Annotated in this window: 24 protein-coding genes; 12 read left to right on the top strand and 12 right to left on the bottom strand. The window is 46.6% G+C overall.

From position 1 onward, the window contains the following. The coding region (locus tag GMA8713_RS23215) for an IS3 family transposase (protein WP_062705098.1) at positions 1-539 on the top strand (539 nt) is incomplete at its 5' end. A 22-nt stretch (positions 540-561) separates the two neighbouring features. Here the strand turns inward: GMA8713_RS23215 and GMA8713_RS23210 are convergent. After that, positions 562-1,182 (bottom strand): heme-binding beta-barrel domain-containing protein, encoded by a 621-nt coding sequence (locus tag GMA8713_RS23210; RefSeq protein ID WP_062714697.1) that lies wholly within the window; start codon positions 1,180-1,182, stop codon positions 562-564. A 321-nt stretch (positions 1,183-1,503) separates the two neighbouring features. Beyond that, positions 1,504-2,115, bottom strand: coding sequence for a TetR/AcrR family transcriptional regulator (locus GMA8713_RS23205; RefSeq protein WP_062714694.1), 612 nt, complete (start codon positions 2,113-2,115; stop codon positions 1,504-1,506). A 180-nt stretch (positions 2,116-2,295) separates the two neighbouring features. Here GMA8713_RS23205 and GMA8713_RS23200 point away from each other — a divergent pair, with 180 nt between their 5' ends. Both GMA8713_RS23200 and GMA8713_RS23195 read left to right on the top strand, forming a co-directional pair. Next, positions 2,296-3,309, top strand: coding sequence for an MBL fold metallo-hydrolase (locus tag GMA8713_RS23200; RefSeq protein WP_039850015.1), 1,014 nt, complete (start codon positions 2,296-2,298; stop codon positions 3,307-3,309). Continuing rightward, positions 3,306-3,659 (top strand): DUF5329 family protein, encoded by a 354-nt coding sequence (locus tag GMA8713_RS23195; RefSeq protein ID WP_062714692.1) that lies wholly within the window; start codon positions 3,306-3,308, stop codon positions 3,657-3,659. Before GMA8713_RS23200 ends, GMA8713_RS23195 begins: the two co-directional genes overlap by 4 nt. On the opposite strand, the gene GMA8713_RS23190 is transcribed toward GMA8713_RS23195, so the two are convergent. Further along, a complete protein-coding gene (locus GMA8713_RS23190) occupies positions 3,656-3,922 on the bottom strand; it encodes a hypothetical protein (protein ID WP_062714690.1) in 267 nt (88 codons plus the stop codon). The two genes, GMA8713_RS23195 and GMA8713_RS23190, sit on opposite strands and share 4 nt — an antisense overlap. Positions 3,923-4,073: 151 nt before the next feature. Here GMA8713_RS23190 and GMA8713_RS23185 point away from each other — a divergent pair, with 151 nt between their 5' ends. Continuing rightward, on the top strand, positions 4,074-4,424 hold the full coding sequence (locus GMA8713_RS23185) for a GFA family protein (RefSeq protein ID WP_062714688.1): 351 nt from the start codon (positions 4,074-4,076) through the stop codon (positions 4,422-4,424). A 64-nt stretch (positions 4,425-4,488) separates the two neighbouring features. On the opposite strand, the gene ompV is transcribed toward GMA8713_RS23185, so the two are convergent. From ompV to GMA8713_RS23140, 9 genes are all read right to left on the bottom strand, one after another. Further along, a complete protein-coding gene (gene ompV / locus GMA8713_RS23180) occupies positions 4,489-5,265 on the bottom strand; it encodes an outer membrane protein OmpV (RefSeq protein ID WP_062714686.1) in 777 nt (258 codons plus the stop codon). A gap of 92 nt (positions 5,266-5,357) precedes the next feature. Beyond that, on the bottom strand, positions 5,358-6,653 hold the full coding sequence (locus GMA8713_RS23175) for an ATP-binding protein (protein WP_062714685.1): 1,296 nt from the start codon (positions 6,651-6,653) through the stop codon (positions 5,358-5,360). Between the two features lie 16 nt (positions 6,654-6,669). Next, the gene (locus GMA8713_RS23170; protein ID WP_062714684.1) at positions 6,670-7,395 is read right to left on the bottom strand and encodes a response regulator; all 726 of its coding nucleotides are present in this window, start codon (positions 7,393-7,395) and stop codon (positions 6,670-6,672) included. Between the two features lie 277 nt (positions 7,396-7,672). Further along, on the bottom strand, positions 7,673-8,473 hold the full coding sequence (locus GMA8713_RS23165; protein ID WP_062714682.1) for a phosphodiesterase: 801 nt from the start codon (positions 8,471-8,473) through the stop codon (positions 7,673-7,675). A 10-nt stretch (positions 8,474-8,483) separates the two neighbouring features. Beyond that, a complete protein-coding gene (locus GMA8713_RS23160) occupies positions 8,484-9,293 on the bottom strand; it encodes a carbohydrate ABC transporter permease (RefSeq protein WP_062714680.1) in 810 nt (269 codons plus the stop codon). Continuing rightward, positions 9,290-10,183: a carbohydrate ABC transporter permease gene (locus GMA8713_RS23155; protein WP_002538861.1), complete on the bottom strand. Its 894-nt coding sequence runs from the start codon at positions 10,181-10,183 to the stop codon at positions 9,290-9,292. The genes GMA8713_RS23160 and GMA8713_RS23155 overlap by 4 nt, the downstream gene beginning before the upstream one ends. Before the next feature lie 57 nt (positions 10,184-10,240). Then, positions 10,241-11,506 carry an ABC transporter substrate-binding protein gene (locus GMA8713_RS23150; RefSeq protein ID WP_062714678.1) on the bottom strand — a complete coding sequence of 422 codons (1,266 nt, stop codon included), beginning with the start codon at positions 11,504-11,506 and terminating at the stop codon, positions 10,241-10,243. A gap of 76 nt (positions 11,507-11,582) precedes the next feature. Further along, positions 11,583-12,599, bottom strand: coding sequence for an ABC transporter ATP-binding protein (locus GMA8713_RS23145; RefSeq protein ID WP_062714676.1), 1,017 nt, complete (start codon positions 12,597-12,599; stop codon positions 11,583-11,585). Then, positions 12,596-13,393 (bottom strand): DeoR/GlpR family DNA-binding transcription regulator, encoded by a 798-nt coding sequence (locus GMA8713_RS23140; protein WP_062714674.1) that lies wholly within the window; start codon positions 13,391-13,393, stop codon positions 12,596-12,598. The genes GMA8713_RS23145 and GMA8713_RS23140 overlap by 4 nt, the downstream gene beginning before the upstream one ends. 218 nt (positions 13,394-13,611) lie before the next feature. On the opposite strand from GMA8713_RS23140, the gene GMA8713_RS23135 reads away from it, so the two are divergent. The 8 genes from GMA8713_RS23135 to GMA8713_RS23100 form a co-directional block, all read left to right on the top strand. Next, positions 13,612-14,304, top strand: a complete 693-nt coding sequence (locus GMA8713_RS23135) for a PhoU domain-containing protein (RefSeq protein WP_232314546.1) — start codon at positions 13,612-13,614, stop codon at positions 14,302-14,304. A gap of 31 nt (positions 14,305-14,335) precedes the next feature. Beyond that, a complete protein-coding gene (locus tag GMA8713_RS23130; protein ID WP_062714672.1) occupies positions 14,336-14,929 on the top strand; it encodes a histidine phosphatase family protein in 594 nt (197 codons plus the stop codon). A 532-nt stretch (positions 14,930-15,461) separates the two neighbouring features. Next, positions 15,462-16,391, top strand: a complete 930-nt coding sequence (gene rocF, locus GMA8713_RS23125; protein ID WP_062714670.1) for an arginase — start codon at positions 15,462-15,464, stop codon at positions 16,389-16,391. Between the two features lie 494 nt (positions 16,392-16,885). Continuing rightward, the gene (locus GMA8713_RS23120; protein WP_062714668.1) at positions 16,886-17,191 is read left to right on the top strand and encodes a DUF6482 family protein; all 306 of its coding nucleotides are present in this window, start codon (positions 16,886-16,888) and stop codon (positions 17,189-17,191) included. A 78-nt stretch (positions 17,192-17,269) separates the two neighbouring features. Beyond that, positions 17,270-18,574 carry a mechanosensitive ion channel family protein gene (locus GMA8713_RS23115; protein ID WP_062714666.1) on the top strand — a complete coding sequence of 435 codons (1,305 nt, stop codon included), beginning with the start codon at positions 17,270-17,272 and terminating at the stop codon, positions 18,572-18,574. A 66-nt stretch (positions 18,575-18,640) separates the two neighbouring features. Then, on the top strand, positions 18,641-19,057 hold the full coding sequence (locus GMA8713_RS23110; RefSeq protein WP_062714664.1) for a GNAT family N-acetyltransferase: 417 nt from the start codon (positions 18,641-18,643) through the stop codon (positions 19,055-19,057). A 125-nt stretch (positions 19,058-19,182) separates the two neighbouring features. Then, the gene (locus GMA8713_RS23105; RefSeq protein WP_084387815.1) at positions 19,183-19,461 is read left to right on the top strand and encodes a hypothetical protein; all 279 of its coding nucleotides are present in this window, start codon (positions 19,183-19,185) and stop codon (positions 19,459-19,461) included. Positions 19,462-20,131: 670 nt separating this feature from the next. Further along, positions 20,132-20,679, top strand: a 548-nt coding sequence (locus GMA8713_RS23100; RefSeq protein WP_198159503.1) for a helix-turn-helix domain-containing protein, incomplete at its 3' end; no start/stop codon positions are given.

Genomic DNA, 20,679 nt, shown 5'->3' with positions numbered 1-20,679 from the left:
ACAAAGCACACAAGGTTTATCCCTACCTGCTGCGTGATATCGATGTCACTTATCCAAACCAAGCTTGGGCGATTGACATCACGTACATCCCCATGGCGAAGGGGTTCCTGTATCTGGTGGCCATTATCGACTGGTATAGCCGCAAAGTACTGGCTTGGCGCTTGTCGAATACGATGGATACAAGCTTTTGCATTGAGGCTCTCGAAGACGCACTGCAACACTACGGGCCGCCCGATATCTTCAATTCAGATCAAGGCAGCCAGTTTACTAGCGCTGAGTTTACTCAGAGATTAATCGACCATGATGTACGGATAAGCATGGATGGGAAAGGACGCTGGGTCGACAACGTGTTCATCGAGCGATTATGGCGTAGCTTGAAATATGAGGAGGTTTACTTAAAAGCCTATACCACCCCCCGAGAAGCTGAACTTGAAATCGGCCACTACATGGTGTTCTATAACGAAGAGCGTAACCATCAGGGACTCAATGACCTTACTCCTGATGAAGCCTACTTCGGCAGGCAAAGATACGCAGCATGAGCGGGATCAAACACTTAAAAAATTAGCTTGTGTGTCCAACCAATGGGGTCCACTTCTGTGAAAAGTCGCTGCCATAAATATTTAGTGCGGTATTTTGAGAATATGTCAACTTATCGTCTTCGATATTAATCGTCATCGTAAAGTCAGTCGTGGTAGCGTTTTGCGTCATATAGTTTGACTCTGCGATACCGCGGTTTGATGCCTTCAATGTCATCGTCTTACCAGCTGTACCTTCTGCAGTGACACAAGTTGTACGCGGAACACAGAACGAGTTATAGACGATTTGGTTTTCCTGATCGTAAATAAAGTATCCACGTTGGTCGTGGAACTTAGAGTCATCTGATTTACGGAAAACTTCCTGCTTATAGTAAAGAGCAACTAGACTCTGATCGCTCGCGTTAACTGCGTCGGCTGCCACTTCAAAAGTGATGGTTTCGTAGAATGGCGTAACAGCAGGTGCGCCTTTACCTTGTTTAGTACCTTCCTGAGCCGGTGCGACATCAACGCCGCCTGTTTCAACACTTTTCCAAGTACCCACAAGAGAGGCTAGAGGACCAAAGTCCATACCATCGATAACATTATGATCGGCAAATGCTGGCATTGCGACAGCAGAGGCAAGAATTAGCGTGCTCAATTTTTTCATCATTACTTCCTTTTCTAAGTTGGCTTTGGAAAAGGAATATAGGTATGTATCGCAAACTATTTTTGAGCTGGATCATTTTTAATCAGAAACTGAGAGCTTGAATGTATGAAAAGGTAAATTAGATGAGAAATATTGTTTTAGTGTAATGACATATTAATATCGCGATAATGATTGTATTATCACTAATATCCCTGGTGATGTTGGCATGCGTGGTAATTGAAATTATATATATTTATCTTTGATAGTTGCAATGTATATATTTTAAGTGGTCAATAAAAAAGCGCTGATTAGCAGCGCTTTTTTATTAAATTGATAGTGAGTTTATTTCTTGTAGTGACTAAGGAATATTGCAGCTGTGTTTTCTGCCAGAGCTTTGCCTTCGCTATCATTGAGCGGCTGACAAGCTCCAATCAACTGCGGCCAGAATGCAGATCCTTTGATCAGGTTGTGTAACTGAGTTCGCGCAAGCTCCACATTTTCCATTCTCAATGTGCCGATTTTATCTTGTTCGACCAGCCAAGCATGTAAGGCGGTATCTTCCTTCGACATACTCTTGATTTGTTCCTGCAACGCTTCCGGCTGGAACAGGAAGTGGCCAAAAGCCACCTTTGCCATGTCGAGGTAATCAGGTTGGGCAATGACAGCGATCTCTTGATAGAGCAGAGTAGAAAGCTGTTCAGACAGTGGCAGTTTCGACAGTTCTTCAAGGCACTCTGGCGTGATGGAGCTTTTCCAAAGCACTGAGAGGAGTTCCATGACCAGTGCTTCTTTAGACGGGAAATGATTATAGACGGTTCGCTTGGAGACATTGGCGAGCGCGGCAAGCTTATCCATGCTGGTATTTTGCACGCCAAACTCCTGAAAAGCCTGACGCGCGGCTTCCAGAATGGCTTCACGCTTTATTTCTCTTCTGGTTTTTTTCTTCACTGTCATTGGGTTAGGTGCCAACTCAAAAAGTAACGGTGACTATATTACACTAAGCGGTTTACTTTTCATTATTCTTTTGTAAACTACACCGAGTAGTTTACATCAAAATTCATCAATCAACACGTGGTCGCTATGGACAGAAACCTTTTGAAACACACCTTACTGACGACACTAGGAGTGATTGCGATGAGTTCAACAATGCTGTCTTGTTCCAGTACTGATGGGCCAGAAGCGGATTATCCAGACAAATTTGTAAATAGCGATCCGGCGTTCGAAAGGCAAAGCAACCCTTTTGAAATCCTTATGGCTTTCATTAAGGCGGAAGAGAGAACGCCAAAACCGACTTTTGATTTTCCAATGCATACGATTACGACTGAGCAGCTGATCGATGAGCGTGAAGATGTGGTTTATCGTCTCGGCCACTCGAGTATGTTGATGAAATTGAATGGTAGCCTCGTGATGACTGATCCGGTATTCAGCGACCGCGCTTCACCAGTGCAATTTATGGGTCCTAAGCGCTTCCATCCAGCGCCGATTTCAATAGAAGATTTGCCAGAGATCGATGTGGTTGTGATCAGTCATGATCATTACGACCACTTGGATAAAATGTCGGTGAAAACGTTAGCAGACAAAACAGGACTGTTTTTAGTGCCATTGAAGATTGGTGCAATCCTAAAGGATTGGGGTGTGCCGGCAGAGAAAGTCGTAGAGTTGAAATGGTGGGAATCGCGGGTGGTCAATGGTATTGATTTTACCCTGACACCAACGCAACACTTTTCAGGCCGAGGCCTAACCGATCGTGATTCTACACTTTGGGGAAGTTGGGTAATGCTCTCCCCTGAAAAACGGGTGTATTTTAGTGGCGACTCAGGCTACTTCGATGGTTTTAAGGAAATTGGTGAGAAGTATGGCCCATTCGACCTAACCATGATTGAAACTGGCGCCTATAACTCTCTCTGGGCGAACATTCATATGTTCCCGGAGCAAAGCGTGCAGGCACACATTGACCTCAAAGGTAGCGTGATGTTGCCCATCCACAACAGTACTTTCGATCTGGCGATGCATGACTGGAAAGAGCCGATGAAAAAAGCACTGGAAATCAGCAATGAGCGTGGCGTGACCATGGTTAGCCCAGAGATTGGTCAGCGTTTGGCTATCGGTGAGGCGTTGCCAGTGGTTGAATGGTGGAATCAGGAATGATGATAAAATTAGGACTTGCGGCGGCATTGGCTGCCGCTGCCTTAGTCAGTATCCCAGCTTCCGCATCGGTAAAAAACGATGTGGAATACCTCATCGCGCAGATGAAAAGCTCGGATTGTACCTTTGTACGCAACGGTTCTGAATACGACAATCTGCAGGCGGCCGAACATCTTCAGAATAAGTGGGAATACGCCGAAGACAGGGTGGAATCGACGGAAATGTTTATTGAAGAGGTGGCTTCCAAAAGCTGGTTTACTGGCCGCGCGTATCTGGTGAAATGTGGCGAAGAAACTCAAACCAGTCAACAGTGGCTTACCGAGCGGTTAGTGGAAAAAGAAAAGTCCGATTAACGCCTATTTCCACCGAAAAGCTCAGAAAGATAAGCGGAAATCACACTGCTGAATATCCCGATAATCACTGCCACGGCGATGACTACAAGCAAAGTGATGACTGCGATAAATATGGAACCAATGAAAAGACCGACCAACGGAAGAATCACAAAGAAAACAAAAGCAATGACCAATGCGGCAACGATTAATGCACCAGCTTGAAGCGCCAAGATGGCAACCGGGTTGGAGATTTCTTTTCCGTTAATGACCACTCTTCTGTTCATCTTCCCCTCCTCAATGTTATGCCAACAGAATAGCACTTCGCTTCGCCTAGTTTTTCAGACCACTTAACAATCCTCGATTGAAAAATAACCAGCTTGGCGTGTTAATCTGGTAAAGCTCAAAAAATAATCATAAGTACAGCTGGGAGAAGGCATGAAATACACAGGAAGTTGTCACTGTGGGTCGGTGACGTTTGAATTCGAAGAGCATGAAATTAAATCAGGGCTACGATGCAATTGTTCAATCTGCCAGAAGAAAGGGGCATTGATGAGCGCATTTACCGTCCCACCGGAAGCCATGAATATCAAAGCAGCAGAAGGTGTACTGGCGACTTATTCGTTTGGTAGTGGTACGGCGAAACATCACTTCTGTAACCGTTGTGGGATTTATCCTTTCCACCAAACACTTAGAAAACCAGGACACTACCGGGTTAACCTCGGCTGCCTTGATGGTATCGATACAACCAAGTTGCCATTTGATGTGTTTGATGGTGCTTCGGTTTAGAGCCCAACGTTAATCAAAACAATGAAGAAAAGCCTGACGATGTTATGTCGTCAGGCTTTTTTGATCAGAAGTGATAGGCGACTGTCGCACCAACCAGCCATTGGTGTTTGCTGTCAACGATAGGGGAGTCAGCAACGTCGCTGCCTAATTCTGTGTATTGGGTGGACTGAGTCAGGTTCCAGTTCTCGCTGATAGGATAAATCAGCTTATAACCTACTTCATAAGCGACTGAGCTTTTGCCAGTGTATTCAGGTCGGTTGGCGCGTGCTTCCTTTGGCTGTACGCCGAAGTAGTAGTCCACAAAGTCTTTACTCTGGAACATCACCCCTGCGAAGGAAACCAAATCCGCATCGCCAATGGGAAAGATGTCGAAATACCTCACGCCCGCCAGATAGCCTTTGTAAGCGCCAGAGATATCATGCTGGAAGTAGGTGGAAATCACGCCGGTACCAACTTGGAAATCAGCATTTAATCCGAGGTCGACACTGATGTCCCTGTCATCCATGCCTTTTAGGAAATCCGAGGTATCGTCATCATAACCGATCCCCGCACTGGTGAGATGGACACCTAGATTGACCAGATCACCGTCGGTTCCATAAAAGCGGTAGTTTGCACCACTGAAGTCGATGTTGAAGTCTTCACCGTGGTAGCCAAAGTTTAGGAGTGGAACGACTGAGTGATCTTGCTCTTTGTAGAGGTCGCTGGTGGCAGCTACGCCTGCTTCAGCTATCCAACTGCTTTGCTTGCTGTAGATGTTACCGTTAAGAATATAAGTTTGATTCGCTGCCTGTACCGCAGGTGCAGCGGCGAGAATGGAAAAGAGTAATGCAGATTTATTCATGATTCTGTCCTTGTTTGTGCGCTTAATGAACACCGTACAAAACTCGGCTAACTGACAATAGAATCAATTTGTCATGGGTTTGTCAGCGATTGTCAGGGTCTGTGGTTTGGAATGGTCAAAATGAGTTTGGCTCCTCCTTTTGCGCTTTCTTCAAAAACGGCATGCCCGTCATGTTTTTCAACGATAAGTTTAACAATGGCAAGACCCAGTCCATGACCCATATTGGCTTTGTTCCGAGAAGGGTCGACACTGAAAAACGGCTCAAAAACGGATTCGCGATATTCGTAAGGGATCCCGGGGCCATCGTCTTCAACAATGATCTGGGCTGATCTTCCGTTTTGTTGGCAAATGACTTTGACGGTTGATTCCGCATACCGCACTGCATTCGTTAATATGTTTTCTATAGCGCGTTTCAACAAGGGTTTATCAGCCAGAAGTGAGATATCAGGCTCAATAATCACTTCTATTTCACGGTTTTGACGATTGGGCAGTCGTTCAACCAAATGCTGGATAAAGGGCGCAGCAGGGAGGGTTTCTTTCGTCAGTGACCTATCCTGACGCCCAATTTTGGCGAAGTAGAGCAATTCGTTCACAAGTTGCTCCATCTCCTCTGTGTCCTCGACAATACTGGCGACCTTGTCTTTAAGGTCGGCAGATGTGACTTCTTCTTTGATGATCTCTGCTTGCCACTGAATGCGAAAAATAGGTGTGCGAAGGTCATGCGCAACAGCCTGAGTTAATGAGCGGTTGCTGGTGATCAACTCAGAAATCTTGTCTGCCATATCATTGAAGCTTTCATTCAACTGGCCGACTTTACTCCCACTGTTGGTTGGCGCTCTAGCGTTTAGGTCGCCTTTGGCAAAGTCTGCGGTCACCCGTTGTAAAATCCGAACCCGCCTGCTGAGAAACCAAATTAGCCAACTCGAATAAATCAGGAATCCTCCACCGATAAAGACGAAAAACAGAGAGTCGCTGAACTCGATATTCTGTCTGACTACGTCATCGGTATTTGGCTCAAAATGGTAGTAGTTCGTTGAATCCGGCAGTCTCAGCCAAAGTCCCCGGTCTTCATCGTGAAAGGAATAGGAATGCGGGATATCGCTTCCTGAAAAGTATCGTTTTACTTCTTCGGGTGCATCATTCATTGGCACGAGGTTTAGATTGTTCGCCGTGGATTGGGCGTAGTCAGCAAGCAATTGCCTGAGCGCTTCATCATCTTGATACTCTGACAAAGTCGCCATTAAATCTTGTACTGCTGCTGCTTGCATGTCCTCAAGGACATAGTCGTAGTCTGTATTGAGCTGATAGACAAACAAGTCAAACGCGAAAAGGCTGACAATAAAAAGGACAAACAGTCCGATAAAGGATTCGATATAGATACGCCACATAGTTTACCTGGTCTTGTTATTCCTTCCATGCGTCCGGCACAAAGAGATAGCCTTTCCCTCTCACTGTCAGTATCCGGTGAGGTGATGAGGGGTTATCTCCCAGTTTTTTTCGAAGACTGACGACCTTGTTATCGACAGTACGATCCAGTCCATCATATTCAATGCCACGAACAGCGAGTGTCAGTGTTTCTCTCGACAAAACCTCGTCTGCAGAAGCCGCGAGCAGCCACAAAAGGTCAAATTCGCTGTCTGATAGAGCAATGTGTTCACCAGACCATTCACACCATTTTCTTGCGTAGTTGAGAGACAAATTCCCAAACCTTAGTACGCTGACAGATTCAGACTTTGCCGTTTCTGGCAAATCATTACCTGAACCCTCCCTGCGCAGTAACGCTCGCAACCTAGCAAGCAGTACGCGGGGTTTAATCGGTTTGGTGACAAAATCATCTGCTCCAATTTCCAGCGCGGCGACATGGTCAAAGTCGTCATCACTTGCCGTCAGCATTAACACCTTACCGGAGAACTGGGGGCGAATCTGTCGGCAAATTGTCAGGCCATCAATGTCTGGCAGCATGAGATCGAGCATAACGATGTTGGGCTGTTCAGAAAGAATTGCACCAATGGCACTTTCTCCATGATCAAACTCCTTGACGTCAAAATCTTGCTCGCGGAAATAGGAAGAAAGAAGCTGTCGAAGCTTGGTGTCATCTTCAACGATAAACAGAAGAGGTTTGGGTGACATTGAAAATCCTCATAACTGAATGTAATACCAATCACAGTAGGTAGCTGATCAGAAATAGCGCAGGAAAAATGCTCGAGAACAAGGCGGGAAATTTCGATAAGTAGTTATTCTACAATCAAATTTTTCAACGCAGTTATCGAGCATTTTAACAAGCTAGGATGAGCAGATATTTACTACGATTGGTATAAGTTCTATCAAGGGGATAGCACGCTAAAACGTATTTGTCACCGCTTTAGCGTGAGAGTTGAGGGCTTTCTACAAAGGTCATCAGGCACTTTTATCGCTCAAAAGGATAGAGCTGGCTGGATGGAGTGAGAGGAAGGTAAGTGCTCCGAAAGCCTTTATTCCATTCATGCAGCATGTAGCCGCCGGGATCTTGTGTAAAACCGACAGGCGCATCACTTCGATGATCCGTCAAAAAGGAACTCGCCGTTGCGGGGGAGGACAAGACCGTGGCTCCACCTATTGTGCTAACAATGCTGTTGTGAAGATGGCCGCAGATAATCCGCACGTCACGGGGTGATTTTTCCAGAATCTCTGTCATTTCATCGGCACCTTCCAGACCAATCGCATCCATAAACTGAATACCGGATGCAAAAGGAGGATGATGCATGGCGATCAAGGCGGGTTTATCCGGTTGACTCGTCAATGCATGTTCCAGAAAAGCCAAAGCATTGGGAGATAAACGACCACCGCCTTGACCCGGAATCACGGTATCCAGACCGATGATGTCGAGGTCTGGGAAGTGTTTCACCCAGTTGATTTCTTCACTGGTCGCGGGTGTCAGATTCTCAAAGCAGTGGTGCATAGAAGAGCGAAGATCATGGTTGCCGGGTATCACGAAATAGGGAATACCTAAACGTCTTACTACAGCCTTGAAAGCGTCGTAGCTCTCGACGTCGCCGTGGTCGGTGATATCACCAGTCACGATGATGGCATCGACGTGTCCAAGCCTCTCTAAATCCTGCTCAATCTTAGTGATGGCATCCTCAAACAAGGCCAGCGTGTCGAGTACGCCGGAAACCTTGTTGGGAGGGCAGACAACGTGCGTGTCTGTCAGCTGTATGATTCGTGTCATAGCGGCCTCCTTACTTGATACCTGCACGCAAGAACGCTTGCACGAACTGACGTTGGAAGATCAAGAACGCGATCAGTAGCGGGGCAATCGACATCATGGTGGCGGCGGATATCACGGAAATATCTACGCCGTTTTCCGGTGCACCGAATATCGACAAACCCACGGTGAGTGGTCGGGTATCGTCAGAGTTAGTCACAATCAAGGGCCACAGGAAGTTGTTCCAGTGGGTCGAGACAGAAACCAGTGCGTAAGCGAGATAAGTCGGCTTTGCGAGCGGCACATAGACTTTCATCAAAATACCGAACAGCGAACAACCCTCGACGCTGGCTGCTTCATGCAACTCATAAGGCACCGATTTAAAGGACTGGCGCATCAGGAAAATACCAAATGCACTCGCCATATAAGGCATACCGACACCCAGGATAGTGTCGAACAGACCAAGTTTGGATGTCACTGCGTAGTTTTCAACGATCAGCACTTCCGGGAGGATGAAAAGTTGCAGCAAGACCAGAATGAAAACGAAGTCTTTACCCGGAAATGACACCTGTGCAAACGCAAAGCCCGCCAGCGTGGTGATGATGAATTGCCCAATCAATACCACGGTCACCAAACAGAAGGTGTTGATGAAGTACTGAATCCAAGGCGCGCCTTCCCACGCGACGCGGAAGTTATCTAGTGTCCAGCCTGAGAGCAGGTTGAAATTCACGGCATCTGAGGTGGTGTGAAACGCTGCCCAGAAAGCAAATAGTAACGGCGATATCCAAATGACGGCCAGTAAGAGCGCACCAAAGGTATCGAGATATTTTTCGATAAATTTCATTGATAGTGCGTCCTTTTATCCAGATAGGTGAACTGAATCGCTGCTGCAATCCCCAGAACAATCAACACCAGCACTGTCATCGCGGCAGCATGTGGTGCATCGAAGAAGGCGAATGCCATTTCCCAGATGTAATAGAGGATTAGCTTGGACGCGTCGGACGGCCCACCCTTGGTAAGAATGAACAGGTGGTCGATCAGCTTCACCGAGTTAATCATGGCGTTGACCACAATAAACAGGGTGGTGGGCATCAGCAGTGGCAACACAATACGGCGTGTGTACGTCCAGCGGCTGGTGCCTTCAATATCTGCGGCTTCTTTGTAATCAGCAGGAATGGTCTGTAAAGCAGCGAGATAGAAAATCATGAAGAATCCCGCTTCTTTCCAGATGGTGACAATAATCACCGCCCAAAGCGCGGTTTCAGGTCGGCCTAACCAATTGACTGATTCAAAGCCAAACAGCGCGCCGATTTGGTCGAGTACGCCCAAATCTGGCGTGTAGAAAAACAGCCAAAGGTTCGCAGCGGCAATCATGGGTAGCACTGTGGGTGTGAAATACGCGGTGCGGACAAAGCCCTTGGCCGATATTTTTGAGTTAGCCCAAAGCGCCATAATCAGTGCGATAGCGATCGACGCCGGAATAGTAATCGCGGCATAGAAAAGGTTGTTTTCGACGACGATCCAAAAGGTCGGATCGTTAAACAGATCCGAATAGTTTTCCAGCCCGGTAAATTCTGAAGGGCGACGACGCGTTCCTTTGGAAAATAGACTTTCCCACAGGGTAGCTACCGAAGGGTAGAACGCGAAAAGCGTCAGTAAAATGGCAGCGGGAGTCAGCAGAAGCCAGCCATACATGTGCTGTCTGCGGCGCTCCATTTCAGCGTAATGATTCATAGTACTGCTCAACTTCCAGAGGGTCCCCCACCTGAATCACAGGCAGGGGAGATGTGCTTATTGATAATCGCGCAGGAGACGTTTTGCGGATTTCTGAGCTTCTTCAAGCGCAGCTTCAGGCGTTTTCTGGTCGGTCAGGGCAAACTGAATTGCGTTATTCAAACCTTCCCGGACACGCGCGGTTTCGTAAGTGGAGAACTCAGCAACCGCATGCTCAAGTTGGTTGCGTGCAACCAATGCGGGTGGGAACGCTGCTGTATATTCTTGCAGCGCTTCTGTTTCGTATGCGCCTTTTGACACACCCATGTAACCGGTCGCGATTGACCATCTTGCGGCTTGCTCTGGTGAAGTCATGAACTTGATGAGCTTCATGGATGCGGCTTTTTCTTCGTCTGAGGTGTCTTTGAATATGTAGAAGTTACCGCCACCGGTTGGTGAGCCTAAACGGACATTGCCTGGCAGCATGGCAACACCAAAGTCAAACTTCGCCGCATTTTTTACTGCTGTGAGGTTACCGGTTGAGTGCCACATCATTGCTGTATTGCCTTCCAGGAATGCTTGACGGAGCGTACCCCATTCAACGGTGCCGGTTGGCATCACTCCATGCTCCTGAGAAAGAGATTTCCAGAACTTGAGTGTGTCGATCACGGCCGGATCATCGAAGTAGGTAGTGAGGCCATCATCAGACATCAGCTTTTTGCCATTCTGAATCGCCAGTGCCTGGAACATCCAGTATGGGTAACCAGTGGATGGGATCATAATGCCGTAAGTGTCGTCATTCGTGAGCTTTTTGCTCACTTCGACCAACTCATTCCAGGTTGTCGGCGGCTTCTCTGGATCTAGACCCGCTGCGCGGAACATGTCTTTGTTGTAGTAAGCAACAATGGTGGAACGCTGGAATGGAATACCCCAGGTTTTGCCTTCCGCCTGACCGTTTTCCATCAGCGCGGGGTAGAAATCAGCCAACCAAGCTTTGTCAGCGTCACCTTGCATCAGATCATCAAATGGTGAGATCAAATCTTGCTCAATCAAGTCGTACACGTCGATAGAGAACATGACTGCCAATTGTGCGGGCTCGCCAGAGTTCAGTGCAGACAGTGCGCGCACACGGGTATCATCGTAGTTACCGGAGAAGATAGCGTTAACCTTGATATCTGGGTTTTGCGCTTCAAAGTCATCAACAATGCCGTCAACCACTTTTGTTAGCGCGCCACCTACTGCGATGGGGTAGTACATGTTCAGTTCAGTCGCTGCTATTGCGGATTGCGACGCGAGTGTAAACGCACCGGCAAAGGCACAACTCATTAATTTTGAGAACTTCATAGTTTCACCATTGGTTACGTATTTAATTTCGGAATCAGTTTCCCCATCTGAGGCAAGGACGCTGTTCCTCTCCTTTTTAATTTATTCTGTTTCCATCACCGTCAAAGAAGTGCAGGGCACTATCCTCAAAGGTTATGTCTACGGTGCTACCTTCCTCCAAAGAGGAGTATCCATGGAGCTTCACCACCAAGCCTTTTGCTTTTGGGTGATCCAGCAACACATGGGTTTCATCACCCAGGTATTCGCTTTCGGAAACGGTGCAACTGATTCTGCCTTGGCCGGCTTCCACTAACTCAACGTCTTCGGTACGAAGGCCAACTTTGTGTGCGTGCTCAGTGCCAGGAATAACGTCGCCATCAATCAATGCCATTGGTGGGGCACCAATAAATTCAGCGGCAAAGGTGTTCTGGGGTAGGTTATAGAGCTCCTGAGGTGTGCCTGCCTGCATGATGTGACCGTCTTTCATCAAGATAATGAGATCCGCCATGCTCATGGCTTCTGTTTGATCGTGGGTGACATAAACCACAGTCATCCCCAAATCTTTTTGAAGCTTTTTGATGTCCTTCCGAACCGAATGGCGTAGTTTCGCATCCAGATTGGAGAGGGGTTCATCCATCAGGCAAAGAGGTTGACCAGCCACTATCGCACGTGCGAGAGCCACACGTTGTCGCTGACCGCCAGACAGTTCGCCCGGCTTACGCTCTTCGTATCCCAGAAGGCCGGTGATCCGCAGTGCATTTTCAAGTTTCTTCAGGCGTTCATCTTTGGGGACCTTTCGTACCTTCATGCCGAACATGACGTTCTCTGCGACAGAGAGGTGAGGGAAGAGTGCATAAGACTGAAATACCATGGAGAGATTTCGCGCTGAAGGTGCCATTTCTGTCACGTCAGTACCTTCAATACGGATTGCGCCCTCATCAGGAATCTCGAGACCGGCCAGCAATCGAAGAGTTGTGGACTTACCACAACCTGACGGGCCCAGAAGAGCAACAAACGTCCCTTCTGGGATATCAATAGATATGTTTTCAACACCGAGTTGTCCGTTCCACCTTTTTGCTATGTTGTCGAACGAAACAAAGGGTTCTGTGTTCATGAAGCGTCGCCTCCCACTAACTTCAAACGATCTCCGACACGGTCACTCAGCGCTGAAAAGTCATCGCCGGGATGTTGATCCATGATGATCAAATCCACGTCGAAAATACTCCCACCAATGGCAGGGGCTGTTCGAGTCAACTTAGTACTGTCCATTACCAGAATGGACGTTTTGCAATGGGTGCGAATGGCTTCGCGAACCCTCACTTCGGAGGCATGAAAATCCAACATTCCTCCGTCTTCTGAAACGCCGGCTACGCCAAAAATGCCGTACTCAGCGCGATAACTGTTGAAAAACTCAAGCACGCCGTCACCGAGCACATCCCTATCTGGCATGCGTACTTCTCCACCGGGAATGATGATGCGGTTGCTTGGCTCGTTGCTCAGCACCATGGCGGCATTGAGATTATTGGTCATCACCGTTAAGCCAGATTTTGCAGTCAGTGCTTCGGCCACAATGGCTGGTGTTGAACCAATAGAAATAAACACCGTCGCGCCATCAGGAATGACATCAGCCACTGCTTTAGCAATAGCGCGTTTCTCAGTTGGATTTGTTGCGGCGCGAAGGTCATAGGGCGCATTCAACTGCTGTTCGAAACACTCCACACCCCCGTGACGACGGCGAAGCAGATTTTCACTACACAATTGATTGAGATCCCGACGCACGGTCTGTGATGACACACCCAACATTTCCGTGAGTAATTCGACAGATACATTGCCGCGCGCTTGTGTCAGTTCGATGATCTTTTCGCGTCGAATCTCTGTTTTCGATTTGAGTTTGGTTGCTACCGTCATAACTGCTCACATCTCCACTTTCATTTCAATCTAAGATCAAATTTAACAAATTGCCAACATTAAATGAGCGTACGAACATCAAAATGTTCATTTGTTGATCAAATGCTGACTATTGATTACCTTGTAAATAGACAAGTGCTCAAAGTTGTATGGGTATAGAGGTGAAAGCGAGAAGTGAGAAGTGAGAACACGCACGTCGTGCGCTAGGTGATATAAGAATGACGGGAACATCTGTACTAATTAATTTGCTGAGAGGCATGCTTGATGGCGCGTTTGAGGCGTTGAACACCCGCAACTCTGCACAGTTACAGCATATTAAGCGTTCGGATGATTTGGTCGATGAGTACTACGAGAAGATAAATCTTTATTTAACGGAGCTCAGTCGTCAGGACATCCCCAAGAAGTATCGCCGCCGTTGCTATCGCATTTCGTCTTATACGGCCAATCTGGAGCATGCAGGCGACATTCTCGAATACAGCATGACAGAAGTCATCAATAAAATTATCCAACAAAATATTCTCTTGCCTGATTATGAGCGTAAAGCGATTGATGAACTCAAGACCTGCATTTACCGTAATATGGAACTCGCTTTCAGCGTGCTACTCACCGGTGATGTGAACAATGCGCGTGCGTTAATTGAACAGAAGAGCATAGTAAAAAACATTGAGCGCGAAGCAATACTGGCTCATCAAAAAGGACTCCGTGATCAAACGATTACCGTTATTGCTGGCAGCTCTTTATATTTGGATTTATTGAGAGATTTAATCCGTATCAACTCTCACTTTACGTCGATTGCATACCCTATCTTGGATCAAGCGGGCGAGTTAAGAACCAGCCGACTTAAAAATACCCAAACGGAATCGCCAAAAAGAGCGGAGCCAAACTTTAATAACAATGAATCTCCAACGTAAGGTTGCTTGAGTTTTCACTAAGGAAAGAAGAATGACCGTTTTCAAGAATACTTACCTCATTATGCGCCATGGGCAAAGTGAAGCAAACGTCGCTGATATCGTGGTCAGTGACCCTGAGATTGGTTGCCTGAATTACGGGTTGTCACCGCTTGGGCAAACTCAGGCGAAGGAATCTGCAATAGGATACGATGGCAAGCCGATAGATGCGATTTTTTGTTCAGACTTTAAACGTACGAAAGAAACGGCAGGTATTGTGGCGAGTGTTCTTTCACTTCCGGCCCCGATCGAAGACACTCGACTTCGCGAGCGATTTTTTGGTGAGTGGGAAGGACACTCGTCTTCAGCCTATGAAAATGTATGGGAGAAAGATTTTCAGGATTCTCACCAGAGCGTCAATGGTGTTGAGAGCACCATGAGCGTACGCGAACGTTCAGTAAGCTTAATAACAGATCTCGAAACCCAATATGAGAACAAGGTGATTCTTCTCGTCGCCCACGGCGATATTTTGCAGATAATGAAGTCTGCTTTCCACGGTATTGAACCCGGTCAACACCGTTCCCTGCCTCATCATGAAACTGGTGAGATGAAATTGTTGGCCTCTATAGGTGAGAAATTTTATTTTTAAGGCTGCATTTCTGGCGAATAAAACAGAAAAGGTTACCGGGCACTGCTGGCTGTCATGTGCTTCAATCGTTTGCTTCGTAAAGGTAGCTACGGAAAGTAGTGGCATGCGCGTTATAACGATAAATGTGAAGGTCGTAGTATTGCCATCTTTTATGAAAAGCGAGCTTCCTGAAATCAGTGATTCAGCAGCGAGAAGATGAAGCGAAAAACGCGAGGCATCAAGCTGATTAATACTGGCCATTTTTCTTTTAGCCGTAAACTTTCGCAACTAAATAACCAAAACTGTTGAAAGTTCAACATAGTACAGCGTGTATCTCTAGCGAGAACAGCGTATCACTATTGCTAGCAGTGTTCTCTTCTTCGCTTTCTTTCCTACCTCCTACTTATACTCAAAATACTGTCATGTTAAATAAATGTTATGTGTCAATGGTAACTGTTAAAGAACGCAGCCCTTTCACACTGGCAATCAATATTCTTCGAAGGAGTGAATTAATACTCCTCATTCCAATACGATCGTTTCGAGGGTCTCCCTTATGAAAGAAAATGGACAATCTACATCAATTCAAATCATCGGCGTCCCAGTAGATTTGGGGGCCTCACGCAGGGGAACGGATGGCGGTGTTTCTGCTGTGCGTATTGCTGGCTTGGGTGAGAAACTAAAAAAGTTAGGTTACAGCATCTCGGAAGAGGTGGATGTCGCGGTTCCATCCAAGGAATCGAGACCTTCTCAAATGCAAGAAAACATGCGATTTCGGAGCGAAATCCTGCAAGTGTGTCGTGATTTGGCTTTGGTCACGCGAGATGCGCTCAGCAATGGCAACATTCCAATGGTTGTTGGGGGAGATCACTCTTTGGCGATTGGATCGATATCGGGTATTGCCGATTACTACCAGCAGCAGAATCAAGAACTGGGGCTAGTATGGTTTGATGCTCATGCTGATATGAACATTCCAGGTATATCTCCATCAGGTAACATTCATGGCATGCCGCTCTCACACTTGATGGGATACGGTGATAAAGATTTCACCAATATCCTAAGTGATAATCCAAAAATCAAACCCGAAAACGTTGCGCTGGTGGGCGTTAGGGATATTGATGAAAAAGAACGCGAGTTGATTCGACAGTCTGGGGTCAAAGTCTATAGCATGCGCGATATCGATGAGATAGGCATGAGCCGTGTCGCCGACGAAGTCATAGAAATCGTGACTAAAGGGACGGTTGGCTTTCATGTCAGCTTCGATGTAGATGGTTGCGACCCCGAAGTGATGCCGGGTTCAGGCACCTTAGTTCCGGGCGGTGTGACGTACAGAGAGGCACATTTACTATTGGAAAAATGCGCAGAGACCAAGCTGATGACTTCGATGGATTTGGTTGAGCTCAACCCCTTCCTAGATAAAGGCAATATCTCTGCCGAGCGTGCAGTTTCTTTGGTGCTCAGTGCATTCGGACAAAGCGTTATTTGATCAGTCGCTTTGCTTGATTTATCGATACAACACTCAATACTTTTTTGTTTAAAATATGAGAAATCGATGCTTTGGTGAGACTAGCAAACACTCTGACCGAAGGGAGGTTGAATTTTCACCGGTCTCTTTATAATAGAAGCGTTATGAGGGGTATTTCCCTCTTGCGGAGTAACTACAGTAGAGTTTCCAATTATGAAAATTCAGCCACATCAAGGCATAGAAAACAGAACCATTGTGGCGGACACAAAATTGGTAAATGGCGTCTATGTCATGGATAGACGTGATCGTAGAGATCGACGCAAAAAACGTGGCAAATACCAAGGGTATGATCGCCGTGTGAGCGCTGATCGGCGGGATTCACCGGGAATCGACGAGTACATCTAGCCAGTAAGCTCAAAAACATCCAGAAAACGGTGATCTCAAGAGGTCGCCGTTTTTTTTGAACCATAAAACAAAGTCCCTCGTAACCTTGTTGTTGATTACAGGAGGCTGCTATGAAAACACCACTCACCAAACTAGAAAAATACTTTGTTATCGATAAGTTGATTATCCATTCTCTGGATCTGTGTTTATACCAAGCCTCTGTCATCATTGATGAGGAAGAGCACTTTGTTTGTTATGACGACGGTAACTTCCTTCGAACCCATTCGCTGATTGAAATTCAAAAGTGCTGTAAAAACCTAAAAGCGAAAGAAACGGTTCTCCGTCAGGAAAGCGCGTATGACGAAATGGTAGGAGCACCAGCCAAAGGTGAAAGCAATGCCTTGGAAGTGCCTTTAAAGGACTGCGGACTTTACTGACCCCTGTATCAAAACTGCCTCACCGGATCGGAAACCTGACTGATACGCTCAATCATGTCAGTAGAGGGAATCCGGCAAATGTTAGATCATGGTGTTCGTAAATACGTTTCAGAGAAATTATCTCAGATTGGGCTCGACAGTGACCCTTATGGTGCAGAACCCACTCTGGTTTTTATCATGGCTGCAATCGGCATTTCAGCCATCAGCTACCTGATCGTCCATCGGATTATTGTTCGCTACGTTAACCTTGCGATCAGTAAAAACAAGCAATCCTGGACGAACAGCATGACCAAACACGAAGTGTTAGAAAAGCTGGCTGCTCTTGTGCCGGTAATGATTCTGGATGTGTTGGTTCCTCCCATATTGACGCATCACCCTCTGCTCGCGACGATGTCAGATCGCTGCCTTGGCATTGCTGTTATCGTAATGTTCATTTGGATGATGTTTGCGCTTTTGGACGCGCTTCATGACATTGCCTATTTCAAGGGCATCAGCCGTCGAATGCCTATCAAAAGCTTTGTTCAGCTTATTAAGTTGTTTACCTTCTTCGTCGGTATTGTGATTTGTATTTCCATTCTTGCGAACGAATCGCCAATCATCTTCCTGAGCGGACTGGGCGTCGCGACAGGTTTGGTTATGTTGGTTTTTAAAGACACCATTCTGGGATTTGTCGCTGGTATTCAGCTTTCCGCCAACCGAATGGTAAGTCTAAACGATTGGATTCAGATGGAGGAATACGGTGCGAGTGGGACAGTCGAGGAGATCTCTCTGACAACGGTGAAAGTACGTAATTTCGATAATACCATAAGCATGCTTCCAGCCTACGCGCTAGTACAGAGCGCATTTATCAACTGGCAGGGGTTGTCCGATTCGGGTGGCCGCCGTATAAAACGCTCTGTACATATCGACTTAACTTCTATTCGTTTTCTCTCCGAGGGTGAGATCGAATCGTTGAAAGAAATACGAATCTTGCGCGAGTTTTTGTTTGAGCGGGTGAAAGAGATCAAAGAATTCAACGAGAGTTTTGAAGATGTCCACCACGCCGCGAACCTTCGTCAAATGACTAACGTTGGAGTATTTCGCGCCTATCTTGCCGTTTACCTTCGCGCACACAAGGACATTCACAACTACATGACGTGTATGGTGCGCCAATTGGAACCCACTGCGGAAGGTTTGCCACTTCAGGTTTATGCTTTTGTGAACAACACAGACTGGGTTTTCTATGAAGGTGTGCAGGCAGACATCTTCGACCATATCTACGCCATCATGCCGATGTTTGGTTTACGACCCTTCCAATCATTTGGCGGCCATGATGCAGTCAATATCGGATTGGGCACTCAGCAGAATAATGCCGCGCCAATCGGCGATCAGATGCGACAGTAGCTTTCCACCCACATGATCTGCTATGCCGTGGTAAGGTGTTGGTAAATCTTGATTTGGGAAGCCGAAATGGAAATTCGACACATCAGTTGGCAGGAAACCATCGACATTCGCCACAGAGTGCTGTGGCCTGACAAACCACCCGAGTTTTGTAAAGCGGAAGGGGACAATGAGGCCCTTCATCTGGGGGCTTACGTCAACGAGGAACTGATTTGTGTCGCGTCTTTGTTCTTTGACGGTGAAGTGGTGCGCTTGCGAAAATTTGCAGCATTACCGGCGTATCAAGGTCAAGGTGTTGGGTCTTCGGTACTAAAAGCAGCGTTTAAAGAAATGAAGGCACGTGATGTTTCGATGTTTTGGTGTGATGCTCGTGAAGCTGCCATGGGAATATACCGAAAATTTGGTATGAAACCGGAAGGTGAACGTTTTTACAAAGGTGACATTCCTTACTTCAAAATGGCGATAAACCTCGCAAAACTCCCCTAACTATGTGCCATGTCCCACACCGAGAGAAAGAGCGTTTGAATCCAATTCCGTACGGTATATTCTTTAGTTTCTGCGTATGAAACATACGAATCTTCAAAGATTTACTCGAAGGGCAAGCAATTACGATGGGTACATTCTGGGGTAAAGTGAACGACTCCCTTGCGAAATCGCTTAATGATTTTTCTGAGTATCGTGGACGGGTTTGGATTGTGAGTATTCGCGAGAATCAACTGCTGAATGATTCTGTAATCGTCTCTGAAGACTCTTTCCGTGAACCGATGGATTGGATGGTTGACCAAGGCTACCCAGATGATGTTCTCGAAGAACTGGAATACCTCAAGTTATCTCAATCTATCAGTGTTACGGTCGGTGATGTAGAACACTGCATTATGCGCGTTAAATGATACGACGAAACAGCGAAGACCCCTCTGAAATCAAAGTGCAAAGTCGGTGCATCTTCTGCACTGATGGTGAACAATCCGATCAGCATTTAATTGCTTTTAACTAAATAAATTCATTTAAAACAATCAAATAAAAAACTGGCAAGGTGGTTGCTGTTAAGAGAATGGCGTGCGTATGCAGAATGACTGCAGACGTTACGTTTACTCCTTGCTGTCGTTGTTCGTTTCTCTGTCCTATCGATCCTCCGTTGGTTGGACTGGGAAACATTTTTTTATCGGCATCCTAAAACCTCAGATTTTCACCTACCGCGAGTTTCATCCGAATTCATTTATGTGGCTTGCTCATCCTGCGATTTCCAAAGGTCGACAGTTCGTTGCATGGATCAAAACAGTGCAATTCTGCACCCAATCTGTTCGGTTTCTTCAGGCAGAAAATTGAAAAAGAAAGTAAATGTCATTAAATACAATGATATAACAAATTGGCAAGCCCATTGCTTATAACATCATCAGTAACGCACCAAAGATGTATCGTTCGAAAGCGTTCTGACAATTTGAAAATAGACAACTAAATAGCTGTTCCTAATAGTAGATCTCAAAGATAAGAGAAACTCAGTCCGCTTTGTGCGATCTGATCAATCGCCAAACCGAAACATACCGACAAAAGGACTGAGTGATGGCCATCATAGCACCGATACCTCGTGGCGAACGTCGTAGGATGAAAAAAGCGATACAGACTACCAAGGACAAGGATTATGCCCGCAGACTTATTGCTCTCATGCAACTCCACGAAGGCAAAACGATTGTCGATGTCTGCCGTATTATCAGTGCAGCCCGCTCCTCAGTGGGTAGGTGGATTGACTGGTTTACTCAAGGTGGTATGGATGCCCTGCACGCTTTGCCTGTTGGCAGACCGCCAACGCTTCCCGTTAGCGAAATGTGTGCGATGCTGACTATTCTGGTTCAGTTTTCCCCGCAGGATTTCGGTTATCAGCGAAGCCGCTGGAGTACAGAGCTTTTAACGATGCAGCTCAATGATGTATTCCAAAGTACAGTGGCGGCTTCTACGGTCAGGCGTTGGTTACCGAAAATCGGGATCGTCTGGCGTAGGGCGGCACCTACCCTCAATATTCGAGACCCTGACAAGGAAGAAAAGCTCGCTCAGATAAGTGAGGCGCTGGACAAATGCAGTGTTGACCATCCGGTGTTTTATGAAGACGAAGT

The sequence above is a fragment of the Grimontia marina genome (assembly GCF_900060185.1).
Taxonomy (GTDB): Bacteria; Pseudomonadota; Gammaproteobacteria; order Enterobacterales; family Vibrionaceae; genus Enterovibrio; species Enterovibrio marinus.
The sequence above is the reverse complement of the archived record's forward strand: the minus strand, read 5'-3'. Positions and strand labels throughout refer to the sequence as shown.